Here is a 19976-nt window from a genome sequence, read left to right as displayed (position 1 = left end):
GCGCGGTAATTCCCCGCTTCCGGCAGGCTGCCGTCCAGCTCCGCCAGCGCGCAGCTGATACCAAAGGCCGCGGAAGGCACCTCCGGCAGCACCGGATCCGCCCCCCCGCGCCACGCGTCCGCCCAAGCCAGCAAGGCCGTCTGCGCGTCATCCAGTGACTCCTGGCTAAAGCCCGGCAGAGGCGAAATCTCGCCCCAGCCTTCCCGCTCGCCCTGCTGCAGATGCACGAAGAAGCCGTCACGGGTTTTTAACCGCCGTTCACGCAGCACCACGCCCGCGTCCATCGGTATCTGCCAGCGGTAAACCTGCGCGCGACGCATTACGGATTCCGTTTGTATTTGCTGAAGTCTGGCTGGCGTTTTTCGTTAAACGCGTTGCGCCCTTCCTGACCCTCTTCGGTCATGTAGAACAGCATGGTGGCGTTGCCCGCCAGCTCCTGCAGACCCGCCTGACCGTCGCAGTCGGCATTGAGCGCGGCCTTCAGGCAGCGCAGCGCCATCGGGCTGTTTTGCAGCATTTCACGGCACCAGCGAACGGTCTCTTTTTCGAGATCGGCAATCGGTACCACGGTATTCACCAGGCCCATATCCAGCGCTTCCTGCGCATTGTACTGACGGCACAGGAACCAGATTTCGCGGGCTTTTTTCTGCCCGACGATGCGCGCCATGTAGGAGGCACCCCAGCCGCCGTCGAAGGATCCTACTTTCGGGCCGGTCTGGCCGAAGATGGCGTTATCGGCGGCAATGGTCAGGTCACACATCATGTGCAGGACGTGGCCGCCGCCGATAGAGTAGCCCGCCACCATCGCCACCACCGGTTTTGGACAGGTGCGGATCTGACGCTGGAAATCGAGGACGTTCAGGTGATGCGTACCCGCGTCGTCCTGGTATCCGCCGTAGTCACCGCGCACTTTCTGATCGCCACCGGAGCAGAACGCTTTCTCGCCTTCGCCGGTCAGGACAATCACGCCGATGTTATCGTCGTAGCGCGCATCCGCCAGGGCCTGAATCATCTCTTTCACGGTCAGCGGGCGGAAGGCGTTACGCACCTGCGGGCGGTTGATGGTGATTTTGGCAATGCCGTCGGTGGATTTGTGGTAACGAATGTCGGTGTAGCCTTCGGAGCAGTCCTGCCATTCAACCGGGGCGTAAAGCATGTTTTCATCAGGGTAGATCATAGAGTGTCCTTTATTCGAAGACGCAGTATCTGAGCCAGACTTGCCGCAACCGCATCGGGATTTTCCCGGTGGGCGTTGTGTCCGGCGTTGGGAATTGCATGGCGAACGGCGTTCACTTCCGCGGCAAGGGCCGCGAACTTCTCATCACGTTCACCATAGAGATAATCAAAAGAGAAATCGCGCGCGCTCAGGGCAGTACGCAGGTCGGGCTGCACGGCCAGCGAGGTTGCCTCGAGCATCATCGCCAGCATCGCGCCGTCGTTCTGGCTGCGCAGGGTAATCAGCGCCTCGCGCTGGGCGTCAGTCAGGGAGGCAAACACAGGCTGTTGGTACCAGTCAGCGAATACGTTATCCAGCGGTTCGCTGCGAAAACGTGCTGCCCAGCGGCGGTCGGATGCCAGCCGCGCCTGTCGCGCATCGGCATCCTGCAGGCCCGGATGTCCCCCTTCTACCGTCAGGCCCAACAGCCCCTTTGGCTGCTGGCAGGCATGGAACATCGCAATGCGGCCGCCGAGGGAGTACCCGACGAGCCAGAATTTCAGTATGTTGTAACTAATCAGAGTTCGGGTGAGCAACGCGCTCATCTCGTCGAAGCCCTCGACGCCCAGGTGCCGGGATCCACCGTGACCCGGCAGATCCAGATACAGCCGGGGGTAGTCACGGAGTCGCTCCCCAACACCCTGCCACTCGCGACAATCGCCGGAAAAACCGTGCAAAAAGACCAGCCAGGGATAGCCTGGTTTTCCGGCCTGCTGCACGCCCGAGAGGATCACAGCTGGCTCACCTGCGCCAGCAGGCTTTGCAGGGCCTGCGCACCGTCAGCATCGTTTACCACCAGCTCAATCAGCGTCGCACCCGGCTGCTTCCAGGCGCTGCTTAACGCCGCGTCCAGCTGTTCCCAGCTTTCCGGGCGATGGTATTTCAGGCTAAACATCGCCGCGGCGTGTTCGAACTGCACGTTCTGCGGCATCAGATAGAAACGCTCGCGCTCGCTCTGCGGCGTAGGCAGCAGGGAGAAAATCTGCCCACCGTTGTTGTTGACCACAATCAGCACAAACGGGGCTGACGCCTGACGCAGCAGCGCCAGCGCGTTGAGATCGTAGAGCGCGGAGAGATCGCCCACGATCGCCAGCGTTGATTTCGCGCTGGCGCGCTGCACGCCCGCCGCCGTGGAGATCAGCCCGTCGATACCGCTGGCGCCACGGTTGCTGTACACCGGGTAGCCCGCGGGCAGCTTCGAAAAAGCGTCAATCAGGCGAACCACCAGGCTGTTGCCGACAAACAATTGCCCCTGTTCAGGCAGGCACTGGCGAATACGGTGCGCCAGCCCGGCCTCGCTAAACGCCTCACAGTGCGCTTTGGTCAGTTCCCACGCCTGGCGCGAAAGGTCCGGGATGGCCACCGCCCAGGGCTTGCGTTTTTCAGCCGGATGAAGCGTGAGCCAGGCGTCGATACGGCTGACCAGACGACGTCCGCGGTGGTGCGCCGGGTCAAGCCGCCCTTCCAGCGCGTCCACCAGCCAGTACTCTTCCGGCGTGCAGGTGGCCTGCCACTGCAGTAACCGTTTGCCGGTCAAACTCGATCCAAGCTGAACCACAATCTGCGCCTGCGCCAGCTCGGTGACCGCTTTGGCATTACCCAGCCAGAGGTCGGCGCACGGCAGCGGCTGACCGGTCTGGGAAAGCACGTCGCCTATCAGCGGCCAGCCCAGGGTTTGCGCCCATTCGGCGACCAGCTTGCCTTCGGCGGCGCTCATGCGCCCGGCAATCACCACGCCGCGCTTCTGCCGCCAGAAGAACCAGTCGCGCTGCTTCGCGCTCTCAAGGTGCGTCTGCTCGCGAAGCCACGGTTTTTCACTCTCCCACCAGTCGCCAAGGGATTGCTGCCAGTCAAGACCCGTATCGTCCAGCTCGCCGTACAGCGGCTCGGCAAACGGGCAGTTAATATGCAGCGCCCCGCTGCGCAACGTTTCCATGGCATGATCGATGGTGGAGACCAGCCAGCTTGCCGGAATATCCTGGGTGGGACGGGGCAGCGAAATCGTCTGCGAAGGATGCGAAGCAAAGAGCCCCGGCTGACGGATGGCCTGATTGGCGCCGCAGTCGATAAGCTCAGGGGGGCGGTCGGCCGTCAGTAAGATCAGTTTTTCACCGGTTAACCCGGCTTCAATCAGAGCCGGATAGAGGTTCGCCACGGCGGTACCGGAAGTGACAATCACCGCCACGGGCTCTTTGCTGACCTTCGCCAGACCCAGCGCGAGATGCCCGAGGCCACGCTCATCAAAGTGGGTGTGGTGAATCAACGCCCGGTTTTCAGCGGCCGCCAGCGTAAGCGGCGTTGAGCGAGAGCCCGGTGCAATACACACGTGCCTGACGCCATGGCGCGTCAGGGCTTCAAGGATCACCGCCGCCCAGCGTCGGTTAAAAGAACTTACTGACATGAGATTGTCCGGTATCAAGAATGCGACACAGTATAAATAATAGAAAAAATTGGAATTTTGATATGAATCGGGATTGCGCGATTCAGTATTAATCCCTTAGGAGCAGAGAGCGCAATCCGGCGGCTTTGTTTTCGATCTCCTGCCACTCCTGTTCCGGGTCAGACCCGCTGACAATGCCGGCACCGGCATAGAGCCGCAGGGAGTCATCCTGGACGCGCGCGGAGCGCAACGCCACGCAGAACTCACTCTGATCGGGGGATAAATACCCGGCAGAACCGGCGTACCACTCGCGGTTAAAGGGCTCAACCTTCTGGATAAACTCGCGCGCAGGCTGTCGGGGTAATCCGGCTACGGCCGCGGTCGGCTGTAGCATGAGCAGACACTGCTCATCATCGGCCTGTTTGAGCTCGGTCCAGATACAGCGGCGCAAATGCTGTACTTTACGCAGGCGCACCACCTGAGGGGGCAGTACCTCAAGCGTCTGCGTGTAGTGCTGAAGACGCTGGCAGATATCTTCCACGACCAGCATATTTTCGCGCTGGTTTTTATCGTCGTTAAGCAACCACTCGCCGAGACGCTGCGCCTGGCTATCATCGGTATGGCTGGCAACGGTGCCCGCCAGCGCTTCCGTGCGCAGCAGCGTGCCGCGCCGCCGCCAGAGACGCTCGGGCGTCGAGCCAAGAAACGCGTTGCTGGCGTTGAATACCATGCAGAAATGGTAGCAGTGTAAATTCAGGGCGCGGCTGGCCGCCATCAGCGCGACAGGGTTAACGCGCTGTGTAACCTGAATATCGGTTGCCCGGGCGAGAACCACTTTTTCAAAATCACCGCGCGCGATGGTCTCTGTCGCCATGCGGATAAGCGTCATCCATTCGGCCTGCTGCGGCTGATGGGTTTCGTGCTCAACCTGAACGGACAGCGGACGGATAGATCTCGCAGGACGGAGCTGCTGTAAAAAATCCAGCGCGGCGCGGGCATCTTCCTGAAGTGAATAATCACTCCACAGCTGCAGACGCAGCGTAGCGGTGCCGGCGGTACGTCGCCAGAGCAGCCGCGGTAAAAAGAGGCTGCCCTGCTCCGGAGTAAAGGCGTTCAGGCCGCAGATACGGGTATCACCTGCTGCGTTTTGCTCGCGCAAAAACTGCGAGGCTAACGCCAGAGAGGAAAAAGGGATAACTGCTCCCAGCGCAGCCAGCTCTTCATCGCCGTTACGCTGCTGCCAGTAAAACTGCGGATAACACTGCTGCTCGCCCAGCCAGGCGAGGGGATCGAAGGCGTCGTTTAACGGGAAAGATACGTCGAAATGACGTATGCCGGGTGCTGCGGGTAACGCTTGCGATAGCTGGGTACGCAGTTGCTCCAGCGCGAGGAAAATCGAATTCACGCGAACCTCTCCCTGTTAAAGCCTCGTATTATACGGGGTACTGACCATAAATAGCAGTACCCACGTATAGGGAGTGGTTAAACGGCTTAACGACGGGCTAACAGCAGCCCCAGCACCAGGCCTACGGCAGCACCCACTCCAATGCCCTGCCACGGTTTTTCATGCACGTAATCATCGGCACGGTACACCGCTTTTTTGGCACGATAGTAGTAGGTATCAGACGCATGGCTGACGCGGTTTTTCACTTCATGCAGCGCCTGCTCGGCGCGGGCTTTTAGCTCAATATATTTCTGATCGGCAGGGTCGCCCGAGGAACGTAACACCTCTTCCAGCGTTTCGCTCAGTAAGGCCAGGTCGTCGTCGATACGGGTATCCCAGGATTGAAATGACATATTTTTCTCCATGTTAGTACACCAGTGCGCTAACTATAGCCAACGACTCGTCATTACGCCTGCTTCGCTTCCCGCGCCATGCCGATGTGGGGAATGCCGTCTTCATCGTACACCTCGGTGACGGGCACGAAACCAAAGTGGCCGTAGAAGGGCTGCAGGTGCGCCTGCGCACCCAGGTATAACGCCTTGTTCGGCCACTGTTTCTGGCACGCCTCCAGCGTTTTTTCCATCAGCTGATAGCCGAGTTTTTCACCACGCGCTTTGCCGCTGATGATGACGCGGCCAATGACGACAGGCTCAAAATCGTCTTCGCTTTTCAGAATCCTCGCATACGCCACCAGCTCGTTATTCCGCCAGCCGAGGATATGGCGGTTCTCGCCGACGAGGTCATCGCCGTCGATGTCCTGATACGGGCAGGTCTGTTCAACCACGAACACTTCGCAGCGCAGTTTCAGCACAGCGTAAAGTGAATGAACGGTGAGGTCACTATGGTGTAAATCTTGCCACTGGATCATGTCAGTCTCCTTCCTGGGGTTCATCACGTTATACTAAACCCCTCCCCGTTCGGCAAAGGGCTGATTGCGTTATGGAACTGATTTTTCTGGGTACGTCCGCTGGCGTGCCAACCCGCTCACGGAACGTGACGGCGATCCTGCTGGATCTTAAACACCCCACCCGCGGCGGGCTGTGGCTGTTTGACTGTGGTGAAGGGACGCAGCATCAGCTGTTACACACCGCTTATCACCCCGGCAAGCTGGATAAAATTTTTATCACCCATCTGCATGGCGACCATCTGTTTGGCCTTCCCGGCCTGCTGTGCAGCCGCTCGATGGCCGGTAACGCCAACCCGCTGACGATTTACGGGCCTGCGGGTATTCGTGAATTTATTGAAACCACGCTGCGCCTGAGCGGGTCATGGACCGATTATCCGCTGGAGGTCGTTGAGATTACCAAAGGCCTGGTATTCGATGACGGGGATTATCGGGTTACTGCTCAACCACTTAATCATCCAGTGGAATGCTATGGCTACCGTATTGAAGCGCATGACAAACCCGGCGCGTTGGACGCCGCCGCACTGATGGCCGATGGCGTAAAACCTGGACCGCTGTTCCAGCGCCTGAAGCACGGTGAGACCGTCACGCTGGAGGACGGGCGCGTCATCAACGGTCAGGATTATCTCGCCGCACCGCAGCCGGGCAAAAAAATAGCTATTTTTGGCGATACGGCCCCGTGCCCGGCGGCGCTCACGCTGGCCCAGGGCGTGGACGTGATGGTGCATGAAGCGACGCTTGAAACGGCGATGGAAGAGAAAGCCAACAGTCGGGGCCATAGCTCCACGCGTCAGGCGGCGCAGCTTGCCCGTGATGCGGGCGTCGGGAGGCTCATCGTCACCCACGTCAGCTCGCGCTACGACGCGCGGGGATGCGCAAGCCTGCTAGCAGAGTGCCGCACGCTGTTTCCGGAATGTGAGCTGGCCGAAGATTTCGCTCAGGTCAGCGTTTAGTCCTTCATTTTTCCCTCAGGATGCCGATAACGATTAAAAGGTCAGCATTTCTCTCGAGGGTAGAATGGATAATTTCCAGAAAGATATTGATGACAGGGCGAATCTGACCCTGTCGAACCGTTTTGAACTGTTGCTGTTCCGTCTTGGCACCTCTCTGAACGAAAATAAATCTGAGCTGTTTGGCATTAACGTCTTTAAGCTGCGTGAAATTGTGCCGATGCCGGAGTTCACGAAACCCGCCGGGATGAAGTCACCGCTGATGGGAATGGTCAATATTCGCGATCAGGTGATCCCGGTGATTGACCTGGCCGCCGTGGCGGGCTGTAAGCCCACCACCGGGCTGAACATTCTGCTGATCACCGAATATGCGCGCAGCGTGCAGGCGTTTGCCGTGGAATCGGTTGAGAACATCATGCGTCTGGACTGGAAGCAGGTGCACGCGGCGGAAACCGCCGTCAGCGGCCGCTACATCACCAGTATCGCGTGTCTTGACGAGAAGACCGATACCAACGATCTGGCGATGGTGCTGGACGTTGAGCAGATCCTGTATGACATCACCCCGGCCAATCACGATCTGCACGCCACGAACCTGAAGACCACCAAATTCCATATCAAGCCAGGCGCTGTCGCCATCGTCGCGGAAGACTCCAAAGTGGCGCGCTCGATGCTGGAGAAAGGTCTGCAGGCAATGGAGATCCCGGCCCAGCTGCATATCACCGGCAAAGAAGCGTGGGAGAAAATTGGCGTGCTGGCGGCACAGGCCCAGGCTGAAGGGGTTCCCATCACCGATAAGATCGCGCTGGTGCTGACCGACCTCGAAATGCCAGAAATGGACGGCTTTACGCTGACGCGCAAAATCAAAACCGACCCGGTACTGAAAGATATTCCGGTGGTGATCCACTCTTCCCTTTCCGGCAACGCCAACGAAGACCATATTCGTAAGGTGAAAGCGGACGGGTATGTGGCGAAGTTTGAGCTGAACGAGCTGTCGTCAGTGATTGAGGAAGTGCTGGACCGCTCGATGAAGAAGATTGACGGGCCGTTGATTAGCCGGAAGCAGCTGGCTTAAGCATGGTGCGGGCTGGTGCCCTCACCCCGGCCCTCTCCCACGGGGAGAGGGAGAAAACCATAAAAAAACCCGCCGAGGCGGGTTTTTTGTCTTTACATTAATGGCATTGCTCGCTGCACGATCTCAATCAGCGGTTGCGGATAGATACCGAAGATGAGCACCAGCAGCGCGGAGATAAGCACTACGATACCACCGGCGCTGTACTGCCAGTTGGTTGGGGCATCGCGGTTGAGCTGCTGAGGCGCGCTCAGGTACAGGCTCACGGCCACGCGCAGGTAGTAGTAGAGACCAATCGCGGAGCCGATCACCACGCCCGCAGTCAGCCACCACAGGTGCGCCTGCACACCGACGGCCAGCACGTAGAACTTACCGATAAAGCCGAGCGTCATCGGAATACCTGCCAGAGAGAGCATCATCACCGTCATCACTGCGGACAGGATCGGACGGTGCCAGAACAGACCACGGTAGGAGAACAGTGAATCGGCATCCGGACCACGATACGGGCTGGACATCAGGCTCACCACGCCGAAGGCGCCGAGGCTGCTGAACAGGTAGCCGGCCAGATAGACGCCCACGGCTTCCATCGACATCTCACCGCTCTGCAGCGCAATCAGCGCCACCATCAGGTAGCCCAGATGAGAGATAGACGAGTAGCCCAGCAGACGCTTGATGTTGGTCTGGCTCAGCGCCATCAGGTTACCGAAGATGATGGAGACGAACGCGATAATGCCCAGCACCACGCGAACCGCTTCGCTGTCACCTACCGGTGCGTACAGGAACAGACGCATGACCACACCGAAGATAGCGATTTTGCTCGCCGTCGCCAGGAAGGTCGACACCGGAGCCGGAGCGCCCTGGTAGACGTCTGGCGTCCACAGGTGGAACGGCACCAGAGAGAGTTTAAAGCCGAGACCAACGATCATCATGCCCAGACCCGCCAGCAGCAGCGGCTCATGCAGCATGCCGTCACCGAGGCTCTTGCCGAGCGCCATGAAGGAGAGGTTACCGGACTGTGCATACACCAGCGCAATACCAAACAGCAGGAACGAGGACGCCGCCGCAGACAGGATGGTGTACTTGATGCTTGCTTCCAGGGAGCGCTTCTGGCGGAAGGCGTAACCAATCAGACCGAACAGCGGCAGAGAGATCAGCTCAATGCCGAGGAACAGCGCGGCCAGGTGGTTCGCATTCGCCAGCAGAATGCCGCCCAGCGCGGCAATCAGAACCAGCAGGTAAAACTCTTCTTTGTTGTCGTTGTAGCCTTCGAGCCACGGGTACGCAAAGGTACAGGTTGCCAGGCTCGCCAGCAGCACCAGACCGGTATACAGCATGGCGTAACCGTCAACGCGCATCAGCGGGGTGACGTCCATCGCCCCACCCTGGCCAACAAACCAGAGGGAGACTAACGCGGCGTTCAGGCCGATGACCGACAGCGTGGCATTCAGGAAGTGATTGCGTCGCCACGCAATGGAGAGCATCACAACCACCACCGTCAATCCGACGATCAGCAGCGGTAACAGCGCGATCAGTTGTTGTGGAGTTATTGTCATGGCGAATTACGGCCTTGTAGTAGAAACAGAATTAACAAACCACTGCTGGATATTGCCCATCGCGCTGTGCGAGGTATCCAGAATCGGCTGCGGGAAGAAGCCCAGCAGCACCAGCAGTACGACCAGCAGCAGGATGATGAACAGCTCACGCAGCGACATCCCCGGCAGTTCTTGTGCAGCAATTTCGCTCTTCGCTTTACCGAAGTACGCGCGGTGCAGCATCGCCAGCGAGTAGACGGAAGCGAACACCAGACCAAAGGTGGAGATCACGGTAATCACCGGTACCACTTTGAAGCTGCCGAACAGAATCATAAATTCGCCGACGAAGTTACCGGTGCCAGGCATCCCCAGAGTCGCCACCGCGAAGAACATGGAGAGCGCTGGCAGCCACTTAATTTTGCTCCACAGGCCGCCCATCATGCGCATGTCGCGGGTGTGCAGACGTTCATACAGCTGGCCGCACAGGATGAAGAGGCCGGCTGCGGACAGACCGTGCGCAATCATCTGGATCACCGCCCCCTGGTACGCCAGCTGGCTGCCGGTGTAGATAGCAATCAGCACGAAGCCCATGTGGGAAACGGAGGTGTAGGCAATCAGACGCTTGATGTCGTACTGCGTGAAGGCCATCCAGGCACCGTAGAAGATACCGATCACACCCAGCCACATGGCAATCGGTGCGAATTCTGCGGAGGCGTTCGGGAACAGCGGCAGAGCGAAACGCAGCAGACCGTAGGCCGCCGTTTTCAGCAAGATGCCCGCCAGGTCAACGGAACCCGCCGTTGGTGCCTGAGAGTGCGCGTCTGGCAGCCAGCCGTGCAGCGGAACCACCGGCATTTTCACCGCGAAGGCGATGAAGAAGCCCAGCATCAGCAGGTATTCAACGCCGTGGGACATTGGCGTCTTCAACAGTTCTTCGTAGTTGAAGGTCCAGGTTCCGGTCGCGTTATGGTGAACAAACACCAGCGCCAGAATGGCAATCAACATCACCAGACCACTCGCCTGGGTATAGATGAAGAACTTGGTTGCCGCCGTGATACGCGTTTTACCGTCGGACGCCTTGTGGCCCCACAGCGCGATCAGGAAGTACATCGGCACCAGCATCATCTCCCAGAAGAAGAAGAACAGGAACATGTCGATGGCAAGGAACACGCCGATCACGCCGCCCAGGATCCACATTAGGTTCAGGTGGAAGAAGCCCTGGTATTTTTCGATTTCTCGCCAGGAGCAAAGTACCGCCAGAACGCCGAGCAGACCGGTCAGCACCACCATCAGCAGCGACAGACCGTCAATCGCCAGGTGGATCGTAATGCCGAAACGCGGGATCCACGGCAGGATGAACTCAGACTGCCACTGCGGAATGCCCGCAGACTGGGTCAGTGAGTAACCGCCCTGCAACCACAGTTGCAGGCCAAGCGCGAGCGTCAATCCCATGGTGATCAGCGCAATCCAGCGCGGCATCTTCACGCCAAAGCGTTCAGTCTGCCAGCACAGGAAGCCGCCGATGAAGGGAATTAATATTAGCCAGGGTAGTAACATGGCGATTTACATTCCTTTTTAAGGCCCCCAGCAGGGGCCTGATTTTCAACGAATTCGAATAAAATTCACTTAACGATCAACGCAACACCATCAGCAGCGCCAGCACGACAACCGCACCGATGCTCATGGACGCCACATACCAGCGCAGGTAACCGTTCTCGCTGTACAGCAGGCCTTTACCTGCAAAGCGGGAGAGGATCGCCGGGATATTCATCAGGCTGTTCAGTGGGTCGCGCTTCACCAGCCACGCAATGCCCAGGAACGGCTTAACGAAGATCATGTCGTACAGCCAGTCGAAGCCCCACGCGTTGTACCACCAGGTGCCCAGCAGGCGGCCTGGCGCACTGTTGGCAACGGCAGTCACCAGCGTACGTTTGCCCAGCCACAGCCATGCAGCGATCAGGATGCCCGCGATAGCGACCACACCGGAGGTGATTTCAAGCGTCAGAACGCGACCGTGCTCAAGCTCAGTGGTGTCTGGCAGTACGCCCTGCAGCGGCGGCACAATCATCGCGCCAACGAAGGTGGACAGTACCAGCAGCACAATCAGCGGCAGGTGATGGGTAATCCCCTTCCCTGCGTGAGCGTGAATTTGTTCTTTACCGTGGAATACGATGAAAATCATACGGAAGGTATACAGGGAGGTCATGAACGCACCGACCAGACCCGCAACCATCAGATTGATATGACCATTCGCCATGGCACCCGCAAGGATTTCGTCCTTACTGAAGAAGCCCGCGGTGATCAGCGGCAGTGCCGCCAGCGCCGCGCCGCCCACCAGGAAGCAGACATAAACCAGCGGAATGGACTTACGCAGTCCGCCCATTTTGAAGATGTTCTGCTCGTGGTGGCAGGCCAGGATCACCGAACCGGATGAGAGGAACAGCAGCGCTTTAAAGAACGCGTGCGTCATCAGGTGGAAAATGGCCGCGTCCCACGCCTGAACGCCCAGAGCGAGGAACATGTAACCAATCTGGCTCATGGTTGAGTACGCGAGAACGCGTTTGATGTCGGTCTGCACCAGCGCGGCAAAGCCTGCCAGCACCAGCGTGACCGCACCGACGATACCCACCAGATGCAGAATTTCCGGGGTCATCAGGAACAGGCCATGGGTACGCGCAATCAGGTAGACACCGGCGGTGACCATGGTCGCAGCGTGGATCAGCGCGGAGACAGGGGTTGGACCCGCCATCGCGTCGGCCAGCCATGTCTGCAACGGCAGCTGTGCGGATTTACCCACGGCACCACCCAGCAGCATCAGCGTTGCCCACCACAGCATGTTGTTGCCTGCGGCGAAGTGCGCTGGCGCCAGTTCCACCATTTCGCGGAAGTTCAGCGTGCCCAGTTCGTTGTAAAGAATGAACAGCGCGAAAGCGAGGAAGACATCACCCACGCGGGTCACGACGAAGGCTTTCATGGCCGCTGCGCCATTCTTCGGATCGGTATAGTAGAAACCGATCAGCAGGTAAGAACACAGACCCACGCCTTCCCAGCCCAGATACATCAGCAGCAGGTTATCGGCCAGGACCAGAACCACCATGCTGGCGATAAACAGGTTGGTGTAGGCGAAGAAGCGGGAGTAACCCTCTTCACCGCGCATATACCAGGAGGCGAACATGTGGATCAGGAAGCCGACGCCGGTGACCACGGAGAGCATGGTCAGAGAGAGACCATCCAGCACCAGGTTGAAACCGATGTTGAAATCACCGACCGACATCCAGGTCCACAGCGGCACGCTGAAAGGCTGACGCCCGTTGTTAAAGAAGTCGATACCCGCATACGCTGTCACCAGCGCGGCCAGGCCAACAGAGCCCATGCCGACGGTTGCAGACAGATTCTCAGACCAGCGGCCGCGAGAAAACGCCAGCAGCACGAAGCCAATCAGCGGAAAAATAATGGTTAAGGCAAGCATGTTCATCCACGCAACTCACTTACTGAATCGATGTTCAGATTCTGGCGGCGACGATGGAGCTGCAGCAACAGCGCCAGGCCAATACTCGCTTCGGCAGCCGCGAGGCTGATGGCGAGAATGTACATCACCTGACCATCGGTCTGGCCCCAGTAGCTTCCGGCGACCACGAAGGCCAGCGCGGAGGCGTTAATCATGATTTCCAGCCCGATCAGCATAAACAGCAGATTGCGGCGGATAACCAGACCGGTCAGACCCAGAACGAATAAAATCGCAGCGAGGATCAGTCCATGTGTTAAGGGGATCATGCGCGCTCCTCCGTTTTTCTTTTCGCGCGGTCGTCAGTGCGGTTGCTCAGCACCTCGCCAGCACGCTCTTCGCGGCCAACGTGGAAAGCCACAACCAGACCTGCCAGCAGCAGCATTGAGGCCAGTTCCACTGCCAGAACGTATGGGCCAAAGAGCGTGATACCCACCTCTTTCGCGCCAATCGGCGTACCGTCGATGCCCTGATCGTTAACACCCAGAATGGCGTAAACGATCACCACCAGCATGATGGCCGACAAAATTGCCGGGCCGATCCACACCTGCGGTTTTAACCACTGACGTTCCTGCTCAATTTCAGAGCCGCCCAGGTTCAGCATCATCACCACGAACACGAACAGCACCATGATGGCCCCGGCGTAGACGATGATTTCCAGCGCACCGGCGAAGTGCGCGCCCAGTGCGAAGAACACCCCGGAAATGGCCAGCAGCGAGATGATTAAGTACAGCAGCGCATGCACCGGATTGGTGTGCGTGATCACTCGCAGCGTAGCCAGGATGGCGATAAGGCCACAGATATAAAAAGCGAATTCCATTGCCCTCTCCTTACGGTAACAGGCTCTTGACGTCGATAGGCTTAGCTTCGTTCTCTGCTTCGCCCTTATCTTTGCCGTCGATTGCCATACCCGCCATCCGGTAGAAGTTATATTCCGGGTATTTGCCCGGACCGGAAATCAGCAGATCCTCTTTCTCGTACACCAGGTCCTGACGCTTGTACTCACCCAGCTCGAAGTCTGGAGTCAGCTGAATCGCCGTGGTTGGGCACGCTTCTTCACACAGACCGCAGAAGATGCAGCGTGAGAAGTTGATGCGGAAGAACTCAGGGTACCAGCGGCCGTCTACCGTCTCGGCTTTCTGCAGAGAGATACAGCCGACCGGGCACGCTACCGCACACAGGTTACAGGCGACGCAGCGCTCGGAACCGTCCGGGTCGCGCGTCAGCACGATACGGCCACGGTAGCGCGGCGGCAGATATACCGGCTCTTCCGGGTACATCCGGGTTTCGCGTTTGGCAAACGCGTGCAGGCCGATCATCCAGATACTGCGTACCTGGGTACCGAAGCCTACCAGTAATTCTTTTAAGGTCATGGTCTATTGCCCCTTATGGCTGCTGCCAGAGAATGACAGCGGCCGTTACCAACAAGTTGACGAGCGTCAGCGGCAGGCACACTTTCCAGCCGAAGGACATTACCTGGTCATAACGCGGACGCGGTAACGCTGCGCGAATCAAAATGAACATCATCATGAAGAACGCGGTTTTCAGCGCGAACCAGATGAACGGCGGTAAGAACGGGCCATGCCAGCCACCGAAGAACAGCGTTACCATCAACGCGGAAATGGTGACGATACCGATGTACTCGCCCACGAAGAACAGACCGAATTTCATACCGGAATATTCGATGTGGTAACCGTCGGCCAGTTCCTGTTCGGCTTCTGGCTGGTCAAACGGGTGACGGTGACACACTGCCACGCCCGCGATGGCAAAGGTAATAAACCCAAAGAACTGCGGAATAACGTTCCAGATGTCGGCCTGGTTGTTGACGATGTCGGTCATGTTGAATGAACCGGCCTGCGCCACCACGCCCATCAGGGAGAGACCCAGGAACACTTCGTAGCTCAGGGTCTGCGCGGAAGCACGCATCGCACCCAGCAGCGAGTATTTGTTGTTACTGGACCAGCCTGCGAACAGGACCGCGTAAACCGCGAGGCCTGCCATCATCAGGAAGAACAGAATGCCGATGTTCAGGTCAGCGACCACCCAGGTCGGGCTGACCGGCACGATAGCAAACGCCAGCAGCAGCGAGGTGAAGGCGATCATCGGTGCCAGAGTAAAGATCACGCGATCCGAGAAGCGCGGGATCCAGTCCTCTTTAAAGAACATCTTGATCATGTCCGCGACCAGCTGGAGTGAACCACCCCAGCCCACGCGGTTCGGTCCGTAACGGTTCTGGAACAGACCGAGCAGACGACGTTCACCAAAGCTCATGAACGCACCGCAGGTGACCACCACCAGCAGGATAACAATCGCTTTCAGAATGCTCAGCAGGATGTCGATAAGATCCGGCGTTAACCAACTCATGCTTTTGCCTCCTGCAGATTATCAAGACGCGCACCCGCCAGAACCGGCGCGATGCCAGGCATACCCATCGGCAGACCGACCTGCCCTGCTGTCAGGCTTTCGGAGATAATCAGCGGCAGGCTGATGGTCTGGCCGTCATAGCTAAAGGCGATGTTCGCACCCGCGTTAACGCCAAGCTTCGCGGCATCCGCCGGGTTAAGCTTGATGTACGGCTGCGGCATACGGGTCTGGAAGACCGGTGAACGCTGGGACAGCTCGTCGCTACCGAACAGGTGGTAGTACGGCGCAATACGCCAGCTACCGTCCTGCGCCTGGAAGCTCGCCGGTACGGTGGTGAAGAAGTCCAGACCGGTTTCGGAAGCTTCAATCAGACGCACGCCCGGATCGCCGTGGCGCAGGGAGCCGCCCACTTCAGCCTGGAACTTGTTCCATGCCTGCGGGGAGTTCCAGCCCGGTGCCCATGCGAACGGGATTTGCGAACGCGGTGCAGACGGCTGGTTGTTCCCTTCCATGGAGAAGGCAAACATGGTGTCTTTATCCTGCGGCTGGCGCGGTTCGTGCACGCTGATATTGGCGCGCATTGCGGTACGGCCGCTGTAACGGTGCGGTTCACGCGCCAGTTTCTGGCCGCGAATGCGGAAGCTGGCTTCAGGCGCGGCATCTTTAATGCCTGCCAACTGAGGCAGTTTTTCCACCACCGCGTCGATAACGTGGTCGAGCTGCGTCCAGTCCACTTCACGGCTCTGCACGGTGCTGTGCAGGGAGTGCAGCCAGCGCCAGCTTTCCAGCATCACGGTGTTGCTGTCGTAGTACGCCGGGTCATAAACCTGGAAGAAACGCTGTGCGCGGCCTTCGTTGTTAATAACCGTACCGTCGCTTTCTGCGAAGCTTGCCGCAGAGAGCACCAGGTGCGCTTTGTCCATAATCGCGGTGCGCTGATGGTCAATGACCATCACCAGCGGCGCTTTGGAGAGCGCGGCGTCAACGCGAGCGGCAGAGGCGTGGCGATGCAGGTCGTTTTCCAGCACCACAACGGCGTCAGCAGAACCGGATTCCAGTTCGCTTAACGCAGCTTCCAGCGAGCCGCCGCCGATCATGCCCAGACCAATGCTGTTCACCGCACGGGCAATCATGGTCACGCCGACGTCCGCACCGCGGCCTTTCAGGGCTTTGGCCACGTTGGCTGCCGCCTGAATGATCTCCGCGCTGCCGGCGTTGGTCCCGGAAATAATCAGCGGTTTCTTCGCACCTGCCAGGGCCTGAACAATCACGTCGACCTTGTTCTGCAGGTCGCGATCCAGTTCTACCGCCGGAGAGTTGCTGTCCAGCGCGTGGGCAATGGCAAAGCCAAGGCGCGCCTGATCTTCAACCGGTGCGCAGTAGGTCCACGCCGCGATGTCGTCCAGACGGGTGTTGTCGACGTTGGTCACAAACAGAGGATGCTTCGCGCGCTGGCCGATGTTCAGGATCGCCGCAATCTGCCAGTCAGCCACTTTCTGCGCCGCTGCCATTTCACGTGCTTTACCCTTCACCGCCTGACGAACCGCCAGAGCCGCGCGGGCGCCGGTCTGGGTCAGGTCTTCACCCAGCACCAGGACCGCATCATAGGATTCGATTTCGCGCAGCGCAGGGGTATGGATACCGCCTTCACGCAGCACTTTCAGTACCAGCTGCAGACGTTCCTGCTCGCCCTGAGCGATACCGGTATAGAAGTTTTCCGCCCCAACCAGCTCGCGCAGCGCGAAGTTGCTTTCGATGCTGGCGCGCGGGGAGCCGATACCGATCACTTTCTTCGACTGGCGCAGAATATCTGCCGCGCCCTGCATCGCCTGTTCAGCGTTCAGGGTAATGAAGTCGTCGCCACGGCGCTGAACCGGCTGACGCGGACGGTCTTTCAGGTTCACATAGCCATAGCCGAAACGACCGCGGTCGCACAGGAAGTAGTGGTTAACGGTACCGTTGTAACGGTTTTCGATACGGCGCAGTTCGCCGTAGCGCTCACCCGGGCTGGTGTTACAGCCGAGGGAACACTGCTGGCAGATGCTTGGCGCAAACTGCATGTCCCATTTACGGTTGTAACGCTCGGAGTGGGTTTTATCCGTGAATACGCCGGTCGGGCAGATTTCTATCAGGTTACCGGAGAATTCGCTCTCCAGCACGCCGTCTTCTGGACGACCGAAGTAGACGTTGTCATGCGCGCCATACACGCCCAGATCCTGACCGTCTGCATAGTCTTTGTAGTAACGCACGCAGCGGTAGCAGGCGATGCAGCGGTTCATTTCGTGAGAGATGAACGGCCCCAGGTCCTGGTTACGGTGGGTACGCTTGGTAAAGCGATAGCGACGGAAGCTGTGACCGGTCATCACGGTCATATCCTGAAGGTGGCAGTTACCGCCCTCTTCACAAACCGGACAGTCGTGCGGGTGGTTGGTCATCAACCACTCCACCACGCTTTCGCGGAACTGTTTGGCTTCTTCGTCATCAATCGAAATAAAGGTGCCTTCGGTGGCTGGCGTCATACAGGACATCACCAGGCGACCACGCGTGTCTTCCGCGTTTTGATATTGCTTCACCGCACACTGGCGGCAAGCACCGACGCTGCCCAGCGCCGGATGCCAGCAAAAGTACGGAATATCGAGGCCAAGAGACAGACAAGCTTCCAGCAGGTTGTCCGCCCCGTTGACTTCGTATTCTTTGCCGTCTACATGAATCGTAGCCATTAGCATGCTTCCAGTTGGCTCGGTCGAAACCGAGCGTTAATCAAAATTCTTGTCGTTACCAGCGCGCTTTAAGCAGGTTCGGCTGAATCCCATTGATCGCATGGGTATTGCTGAACGGCTGCTTGATGCCTGCTTCGAACTCGTCGCGGAAATATTTGATCGCGCTCTGCAGAGGTTCGACGGCACCCGGTGCGTGGGCACAGAAGGTTTTACCCGGGCCTAAGAATCGACACAGTTGCTCAAGCGTCTCGATATCCCCAGGCTGGCCTTCGCCACGTTCGATTGCACGCAGGATCTTCACGCTCCACGGCAGACCATCACGGCACGGTGTACACCAGCCGCAGGACTCGCGGGCGAAGAACTCTTCCAGGTTACGCACCAGCGAGACCATGCCGATCTCGTGGTCGACGGCCATCGCCAGCGCCGTACCCAGACGGCTGCCTGCTTTACCAATGCTTTCGAATTCCATCGGCAGGTCAAGGTGGGCTTCGGTCAGGAAGTCAGTCCCTGCCCCACCCGGCTGCCAGGCTTTGAATTTCAGGCCATCGCGCATGCCGCCCGCGTAGTCTTCAAGAATTTCACGTGCGGTAGTACCGAACGGCAGTTCCCAGACGCCAGGATTTTTAACGCGACCGGAGAAGCCCATCAGCTTGGTACCGGCATCTTTGCTTAAGGAGATGCCCTGATACCACTCCACGCCGTTGGCGAGGATAGCCGGAACGTTACACAGGGTTTCGACGTTGTTTACGCAGGTCGGTTTACCCCATACGCCGGAGCTTGCCGGGAACGGTGGCTTGGAACGCGGGTTCGCGCGGCGGCCTTCCAGGGAGTTAATCAGCGCCGTTTCTTCACCGCAGATATAACGCCCGGCACCGGTGTGCACGAACAGTTCGAAGTCAAAGCCGGTGCCCAGGATGTTTTTACCGAGCAGGCCCGCTTCGGTGGCTTCGGCAATCGCGCGACGCAGGTTTTCCGCCGCTTCGATGTACTCACCGCGCAAGAAGATGTAGCCACGGTACGCTTTCAGCGCAAACGCGGAGATCAGCATGCCTTCCACCAGCAGGTGCGGCAGTTGTTCCATCAGCAGGCGGTCTTTATAGGTGCCCGGCTCCATTTCATCGGCGTTACACAGCAGGTAACGGATATTCATGGATTCGTCTTTTGGCATCAGGCTCCACTTCAGACCGGTGGAGAAGCCCGCGCCGCCGCGGCCTTTCAGGCCAGACTCTTTTACCGCGTTAACGATGTCGTCCGGCGCCATGCCGCCAAGGGCTTTACGCGCGCCGGCATAGCCGTTTTTGCTCTGGTATTCGTCGAGCCATACCGGCTGTTTGTCATCGCGCAGACGCCAGGTCAGCGGATGCGTCTCAGCAGTACGAATTACAGTTTTCATTTGTACTGCTCCAGCAGGTCAGGAATCGCTTCCGGCGTCAGATGGCTGTGAGTGTCCTCATCAATCATCATGGTCGGCCCCTTGTCGCAGTTACCCAGGCAGCAGGTTGGCAGCAGAGTAAAGCGTCCATCGAACGTGGTCTGGCCCGGCTTGATATTGAGCTTCTTCTCAATCGCAGCCTGAATGCCCTGATAACCGGTGATGTGGCAGACTACACTGTCACAGTAGCGGATCACATGGCGGCCTACCGGCTGACGGAAGATCTGGCTGTAGAACGTGGCTACGCCTTCTACGTCACTTGCCGGAATACCCAGCACTTTCGCGATCTCATAGATCGCCCCATCCGGCACCCAACCACGCTGTTTCTGTACGATTTTCAGCGCTTCAATGGACGCCGCACGCGGGTCTTCGTAGTGGTGCATCTCGTGCTCAATAGCGGCACGTTCTGCTTCACTCAGCTCAAAAGCCTCGGTTTGTGGTTGTTGATTCTCGTGCATAA

The 19976-nt window shown here is 58.6% G+C and carries 18 protein-coding genes and 1 pseudogene; 2 read left to right on the top strand and 17 right to left on the bottom strand.

From position 1 onward, the window contains the following. From DOU50_RS23590 to DOU50_RS23560, 7 genes and pseudogenes are all read right to left on the bottom strand, one after another. A pseudogene (locus DOU50_RS23590) lies at positions 1 to 320 on the bottom strand (o-succinylbenzoate synthase); the annotation flags it as partial. Beyond that, positions 320 to 1177, bottom strand: coding sequence for a 1,4-dihydroxy-2-naphthoyl-CoA synthase (gene menB / locus DOU50_RS23585; RefSeq protein ID WP_148770491.1), 858 nt, complete (start codon positions 1175 to 1177; stop codon positions 320 to 322). The pseudogene DOU50_RS23590 and the gene menB, both read right to left, overlap by 1 nt. Further along, complete coding sequence (gene menH, locus DOU50_RS23580; protein WP_148770489.1) at positions 1174 to 1950, bottom strand: 2-succinyl-6-hydroxy-2,4-cyclohexadiene-1-carboxylate synthase; 777 nt, start codon at positions 1948 to 1950, stop codon at positions 1174 to 1176. The genes menB and menH overlap by 4 nt, the downstream gene beginning before the upstream one ends. Next, positions 1947 to 3617: a 2-succinyl-5-enolpyruvyl-6-hydroxy-3-cyclohexene-1-carboxylic-acid synthase gene (gene menD, locus DOU50_RS23575; protein WP_148770486.1), complete on the bottom strand. Its 1671-nt coding sequence runs from the start codon at positions 3615 to 3617 to the stop codon at positions 1947 to 1949. The genes menH and menD overlap by 4 nt, the downstream gene beginning before the upstream one ends. 88 nt (positions 3618 to 3705) lie before the next feature. Further along, positions 3706 to 5001, bottom strand: a complete 1296-nt coding sequence (gene menF, locus DOU50_RS23570; RefSeq protein ID WP_148770484.1) for an isochorismate synthase MenF — start codon at positions 4999 to 5001, stop codon at positions 3706 to 3708. Positions 5002 to 5087: 86 nt separating this feature from the next. Beyond that, positions 5088 to 5393, bottom strand: a complete 306-nt coding sequence (elaB, locus tag DOU50_RS23565) for a stress response protein ElaB (protein ID WP_008500219.1) — start codon at positions 5391 to 5393, stop codon at positions 5088 to 5090. Between the two features lie 53 nt (positions 5394 to 5446). Continuing rightward, a complete protein-coding gene (locus tag DOU50_RS23560) occupies positions 5447 to 5908 on the bottom strand; it encodes a GNAT family N-acetyltransferase (protein WP_148770482.1) in 462 nt (153 codons plus the stop codon). Between the two features lie 71 nt (positions 5909 to 5979). Here DOU50_RS23560 and rbn point away from each other — a divergent pair, with 71 nt between their 5' ends. Together rbn and DOU50_RS23550 are read left to right on the top strand one after the other, a co-directional pair. Next, the gene (rbn, locus tag DOU50_RS23555) at positions 5980 to 6897 is read left to right on the top strand and encodes a ribonuclease BN (RefSeq protein ID WP_148770480.1); all 918 of its coding nucleotides are present in this window, start codon (positions 5980 to 5982) and stop codon (positions 6895 to 6897) included. A 64-nt stretch (positions 6898 to 6961) separates the two neighbouring features. Next, positions 6962 to 7966, top strand: a complete 1005-nt coding sequence (locus tag DOU50_RS23550) for a chemotaxis protein (protein ID WP_024908219.1) — start codon at positions 6962 to 6964, stop codon at positions 7964 to 7966. A gap of 92 nt (positions 7967 to 8058) precedes the next feature. Here the strand turns inward: DOU50_RS23550 and nuoN are convergent, their stop codons facing one another. The 10 genes from nuoN to nuoE form a co-directional block, all read right to left on the bottom strand. After that, positions 8059 to 9516: an NADH-quinone oxidoreductase subunit NuoN gene (nuoN, locus tag DOU50_RS23545; protein WP_061714719.1), complete on the bottom strand. Its 1458-nt coding sequence runs from the start codon at positions 9514 to 9516 to the stop codon at positions 8059 to 8061. A 6-nt stretch (positions 9517 to 9522) separates the two neighbouring features. Further along, the gene (nuoM, locus tag DOU50_RS23540; protein WP_024908970.1) at positions 9523 to 11052 is read right to left on the bottom strand and encodes an NADH-quinone oxidoreductase subunit M; all 1530 of its coding nucleotides are present in this window, start codon (positions 11050 to 11052) and stop codon (positions 9523 to 9525) included. A gap of 76 nt (positions 11053 to 11128) precedes the next feature. Continuing rightward, complete coding sequence (gene nuoL, locus DOU50_RS23535; protein WP_148770478.1) at positions 11129 to 12970, bottom strand: NADH-quinone oxidoreductase subunit L; 1842 nt, start codon at positions 12968 to 12970, stop codon at positions 11129 to 11131. After that, positions 12967 to 13269 carry an NADH-quinone oxidoreductase subunit NuoK gene (gene nuoK / locus DOU50_RS23530; RefSeq protein WP_003861496.1) on the bottom strand — a complete coding sequence of 101 codons (303 nt, stop codon included), beginning with the start codon at positions 13267 to 13269 and terminating at the stop codon, positions 12967 to 12969. Before nuoK ends, nuoL begins: the two co-directional genes overlap by 4 nt. After that, entirely contained in the window at positions 13266 to 13820 is a 555-nt protein-coding gene (gene nuoJ, locus DOU50_RS23525; RefSeq protein ID WP_008500212.1) for an NADH-quinone oxidoreductase subunit J, read from the bottom strand. The genes nuoK and nuoJ overlap by 4 nt, the downstream gene beginning before the upstream one ends. A gap of 10 nt (positions 13821 to 13830) precedes the next feature. After that, positions 13831 to 14373 (bottom strand): NADH-quinone oxidoreductase subunit NuoI, encoded by a 543-nt coding sequence (gene nuoI / locus DOU50_RS23520; protein WP_003861491.1) that lies wholly within the window; start codon positions 14371 to 14373, stop codon positions 13831 to 13833. 13 nt (positions 14374 to 14386) lie between these two features. Further along, positions 14387 to 15364, bottom strand: a complete 978-nt coding sequence (gene nuoH, locus DOU50_RS23515; RefSeq protein ID WP_008500211.1) for an NADH-quinone oxidoreductase subunit NuoH — start codon at positions 15362 to 15364, stop codon at positions 14387 to 14389. Next, positions 15361 to 18084 (bottom strand): NADH-quinone oxidoreductase subunit NuoG, encoded by a 2724-nt coding sequence (gene nuoG / locus DOU50_RS23510; protein WP_148770476.1) that lies wholly within the window; start codon positions 18082 to 18084, stop codon positions 15361 to 15363. Before nuoG ends, nuoH begins: the two co-directional genes overlap by 4 nt. A gap of 55 nt (positions 18085 to 18139) precedes the next feature. After that, positions 18140 to 19477, bottom strand: coding sequence for an NADH-quinone oxidoreductase subunit NuoF (gene nuoF / locus DOU50_RS23505; protein WP_148770474.1), 1338 nt, complete (start codon positions 19475 to 19477; stop codon positions 18140 to 18142). Further along, entirely contained in the window at positions 19474 to 19974 is a 501-nt protein-coding gene (nuoE, locus tag DOU50_RS23500; RefSeq protein WP_006176513.1) for an NADH-quinone oxidoreductase subunit NuoE, read from the bottom strand. The genes nuoF and nuoE overlap by 4 nt, the downstream gene beginning before the upstream one ends. Between the last annotated feature and the right edge of the window lie 2 nt (positions 19975 to 19976).

The sequence above is a fragment of the Enterobacter sp. C6 genome (genome assembly GCF_008122455.1).
GTDB classification, from domain to species: Bacteria; Pseudomonadota; Gammaproteobacteria; order Enterobacterales; family Enterobacteriaceae; genus Enterobacter; species Enterobacter pseudoroggenkampii.
Note: the sequence above shows the minus strand (reverse complement) of the source record. Positions and strands in the feature narration are given on the sequence as shown.

Bases quoted from the DNA above. Each gene is read 5' to 3' on its own strand.
- menB (WP_148770491.1), bottom strand. From the start codon at position 1,177: ATGATCTACCCTGATGAAAACATGCTTTACGCCCCGGTTGAATGGCAG.
- menD (WP_148770486.1), bottom strand. From the start codon at position 3,617: ATGTCAGTAAGTTCTTTTAACCGACGCTGGGCGGCGGTGATCCTTGAA.
- elaB (WP_008500219.1), bottom strand. From the start codon at position 5,393: ATGTCATTTCAATCCTGGGATACCCGTATCGACGACGACCTGGCCTTA.
- DOU50_RS23560 (WP_148770482.1), bottom strand. From the start codon at position 5,908: ATGATCCAGTGGCAAGATTTACACCATAGTGACCTCACCGTTCATTCA.
- rbn (WP_148770480.1), top strand. From the start codon at position 5,980: ATGGAACTGATTTTTCTGGGTACGTCCGCTGGCGTGCCAACCCGCTCA.
- DOU50_RS23550 (WP_024908219.1), top strand. From the start codon at position 6,962: ATGGATAATTTCCAGAAAGATATTGATGACAGGGCGAATCTGACCCTG.
- nuoN (WP_061714719.1), bottom strand. From the start codon at position 9,516: ATGACAATAACTCCACAACAACTGATCGCGCTGTTACCGCTGCTGATC.
- nuoM (WP_024908970.1), bottom strand. From the start codon at position 11,052: ATGTTACTACCCTGGCTAATATTAATTCCCTTCATCGGCGGCTTCCTG.
- nuoL (WP_148770478.1), bottom strand. From the start codon at position 12,970: ATGAACATGCTTGCCTTAACCATTATTTTTCCGCTGATTGGCTTCGTG.
- nuoK (WP_003861496.1), bottom strand. From the start codon at position 13,269: ATGATCCCCTTAACACATGGACTGATCCTCGCTGCGATTTTATTCGTT.
- nuoJ (WP_008500212.1), bottom strand. From the start codon at position 13,820: ATGGAATTCGCTTTTTATATCTGTGGCCTTATCGCCATCCTGGCTACG.
- nuoI (WP_003861491.1), bottom strand. From the start codon at position 14,373: ATGACCTTAAAAGAATTACTGGTAGGCTTCGGTACCCAGGTACGCAGT.
- nuoH (WP_008500211.1), bottom strand. From the start codon at position 15,364: ATGAGTTGGTTAACGCCGGATCTTATCGACATCCTGCTGAGCATTCTG.
- nuoG (WP_148770476.1), bottom strand. From the start codon at position 18,084: ATGGCTACGATTCATGTAGACGGCAAAGAATACGAAGTCAACGGGGCG.
- nuoF (WP_148770474.1), bottom strand. From the start codon at position 19,477: ATGAAAACTGTAATTCGTACTGCTGAGACGCATCCGCTGACCTGGCGT.
- nuoE (WP_006176513.1), bottom strand. From the start codon at position 19,974: ATGCACGAGAATCAACAACCACAAACCGAGGCTTTTGAGCTGAGTGAA.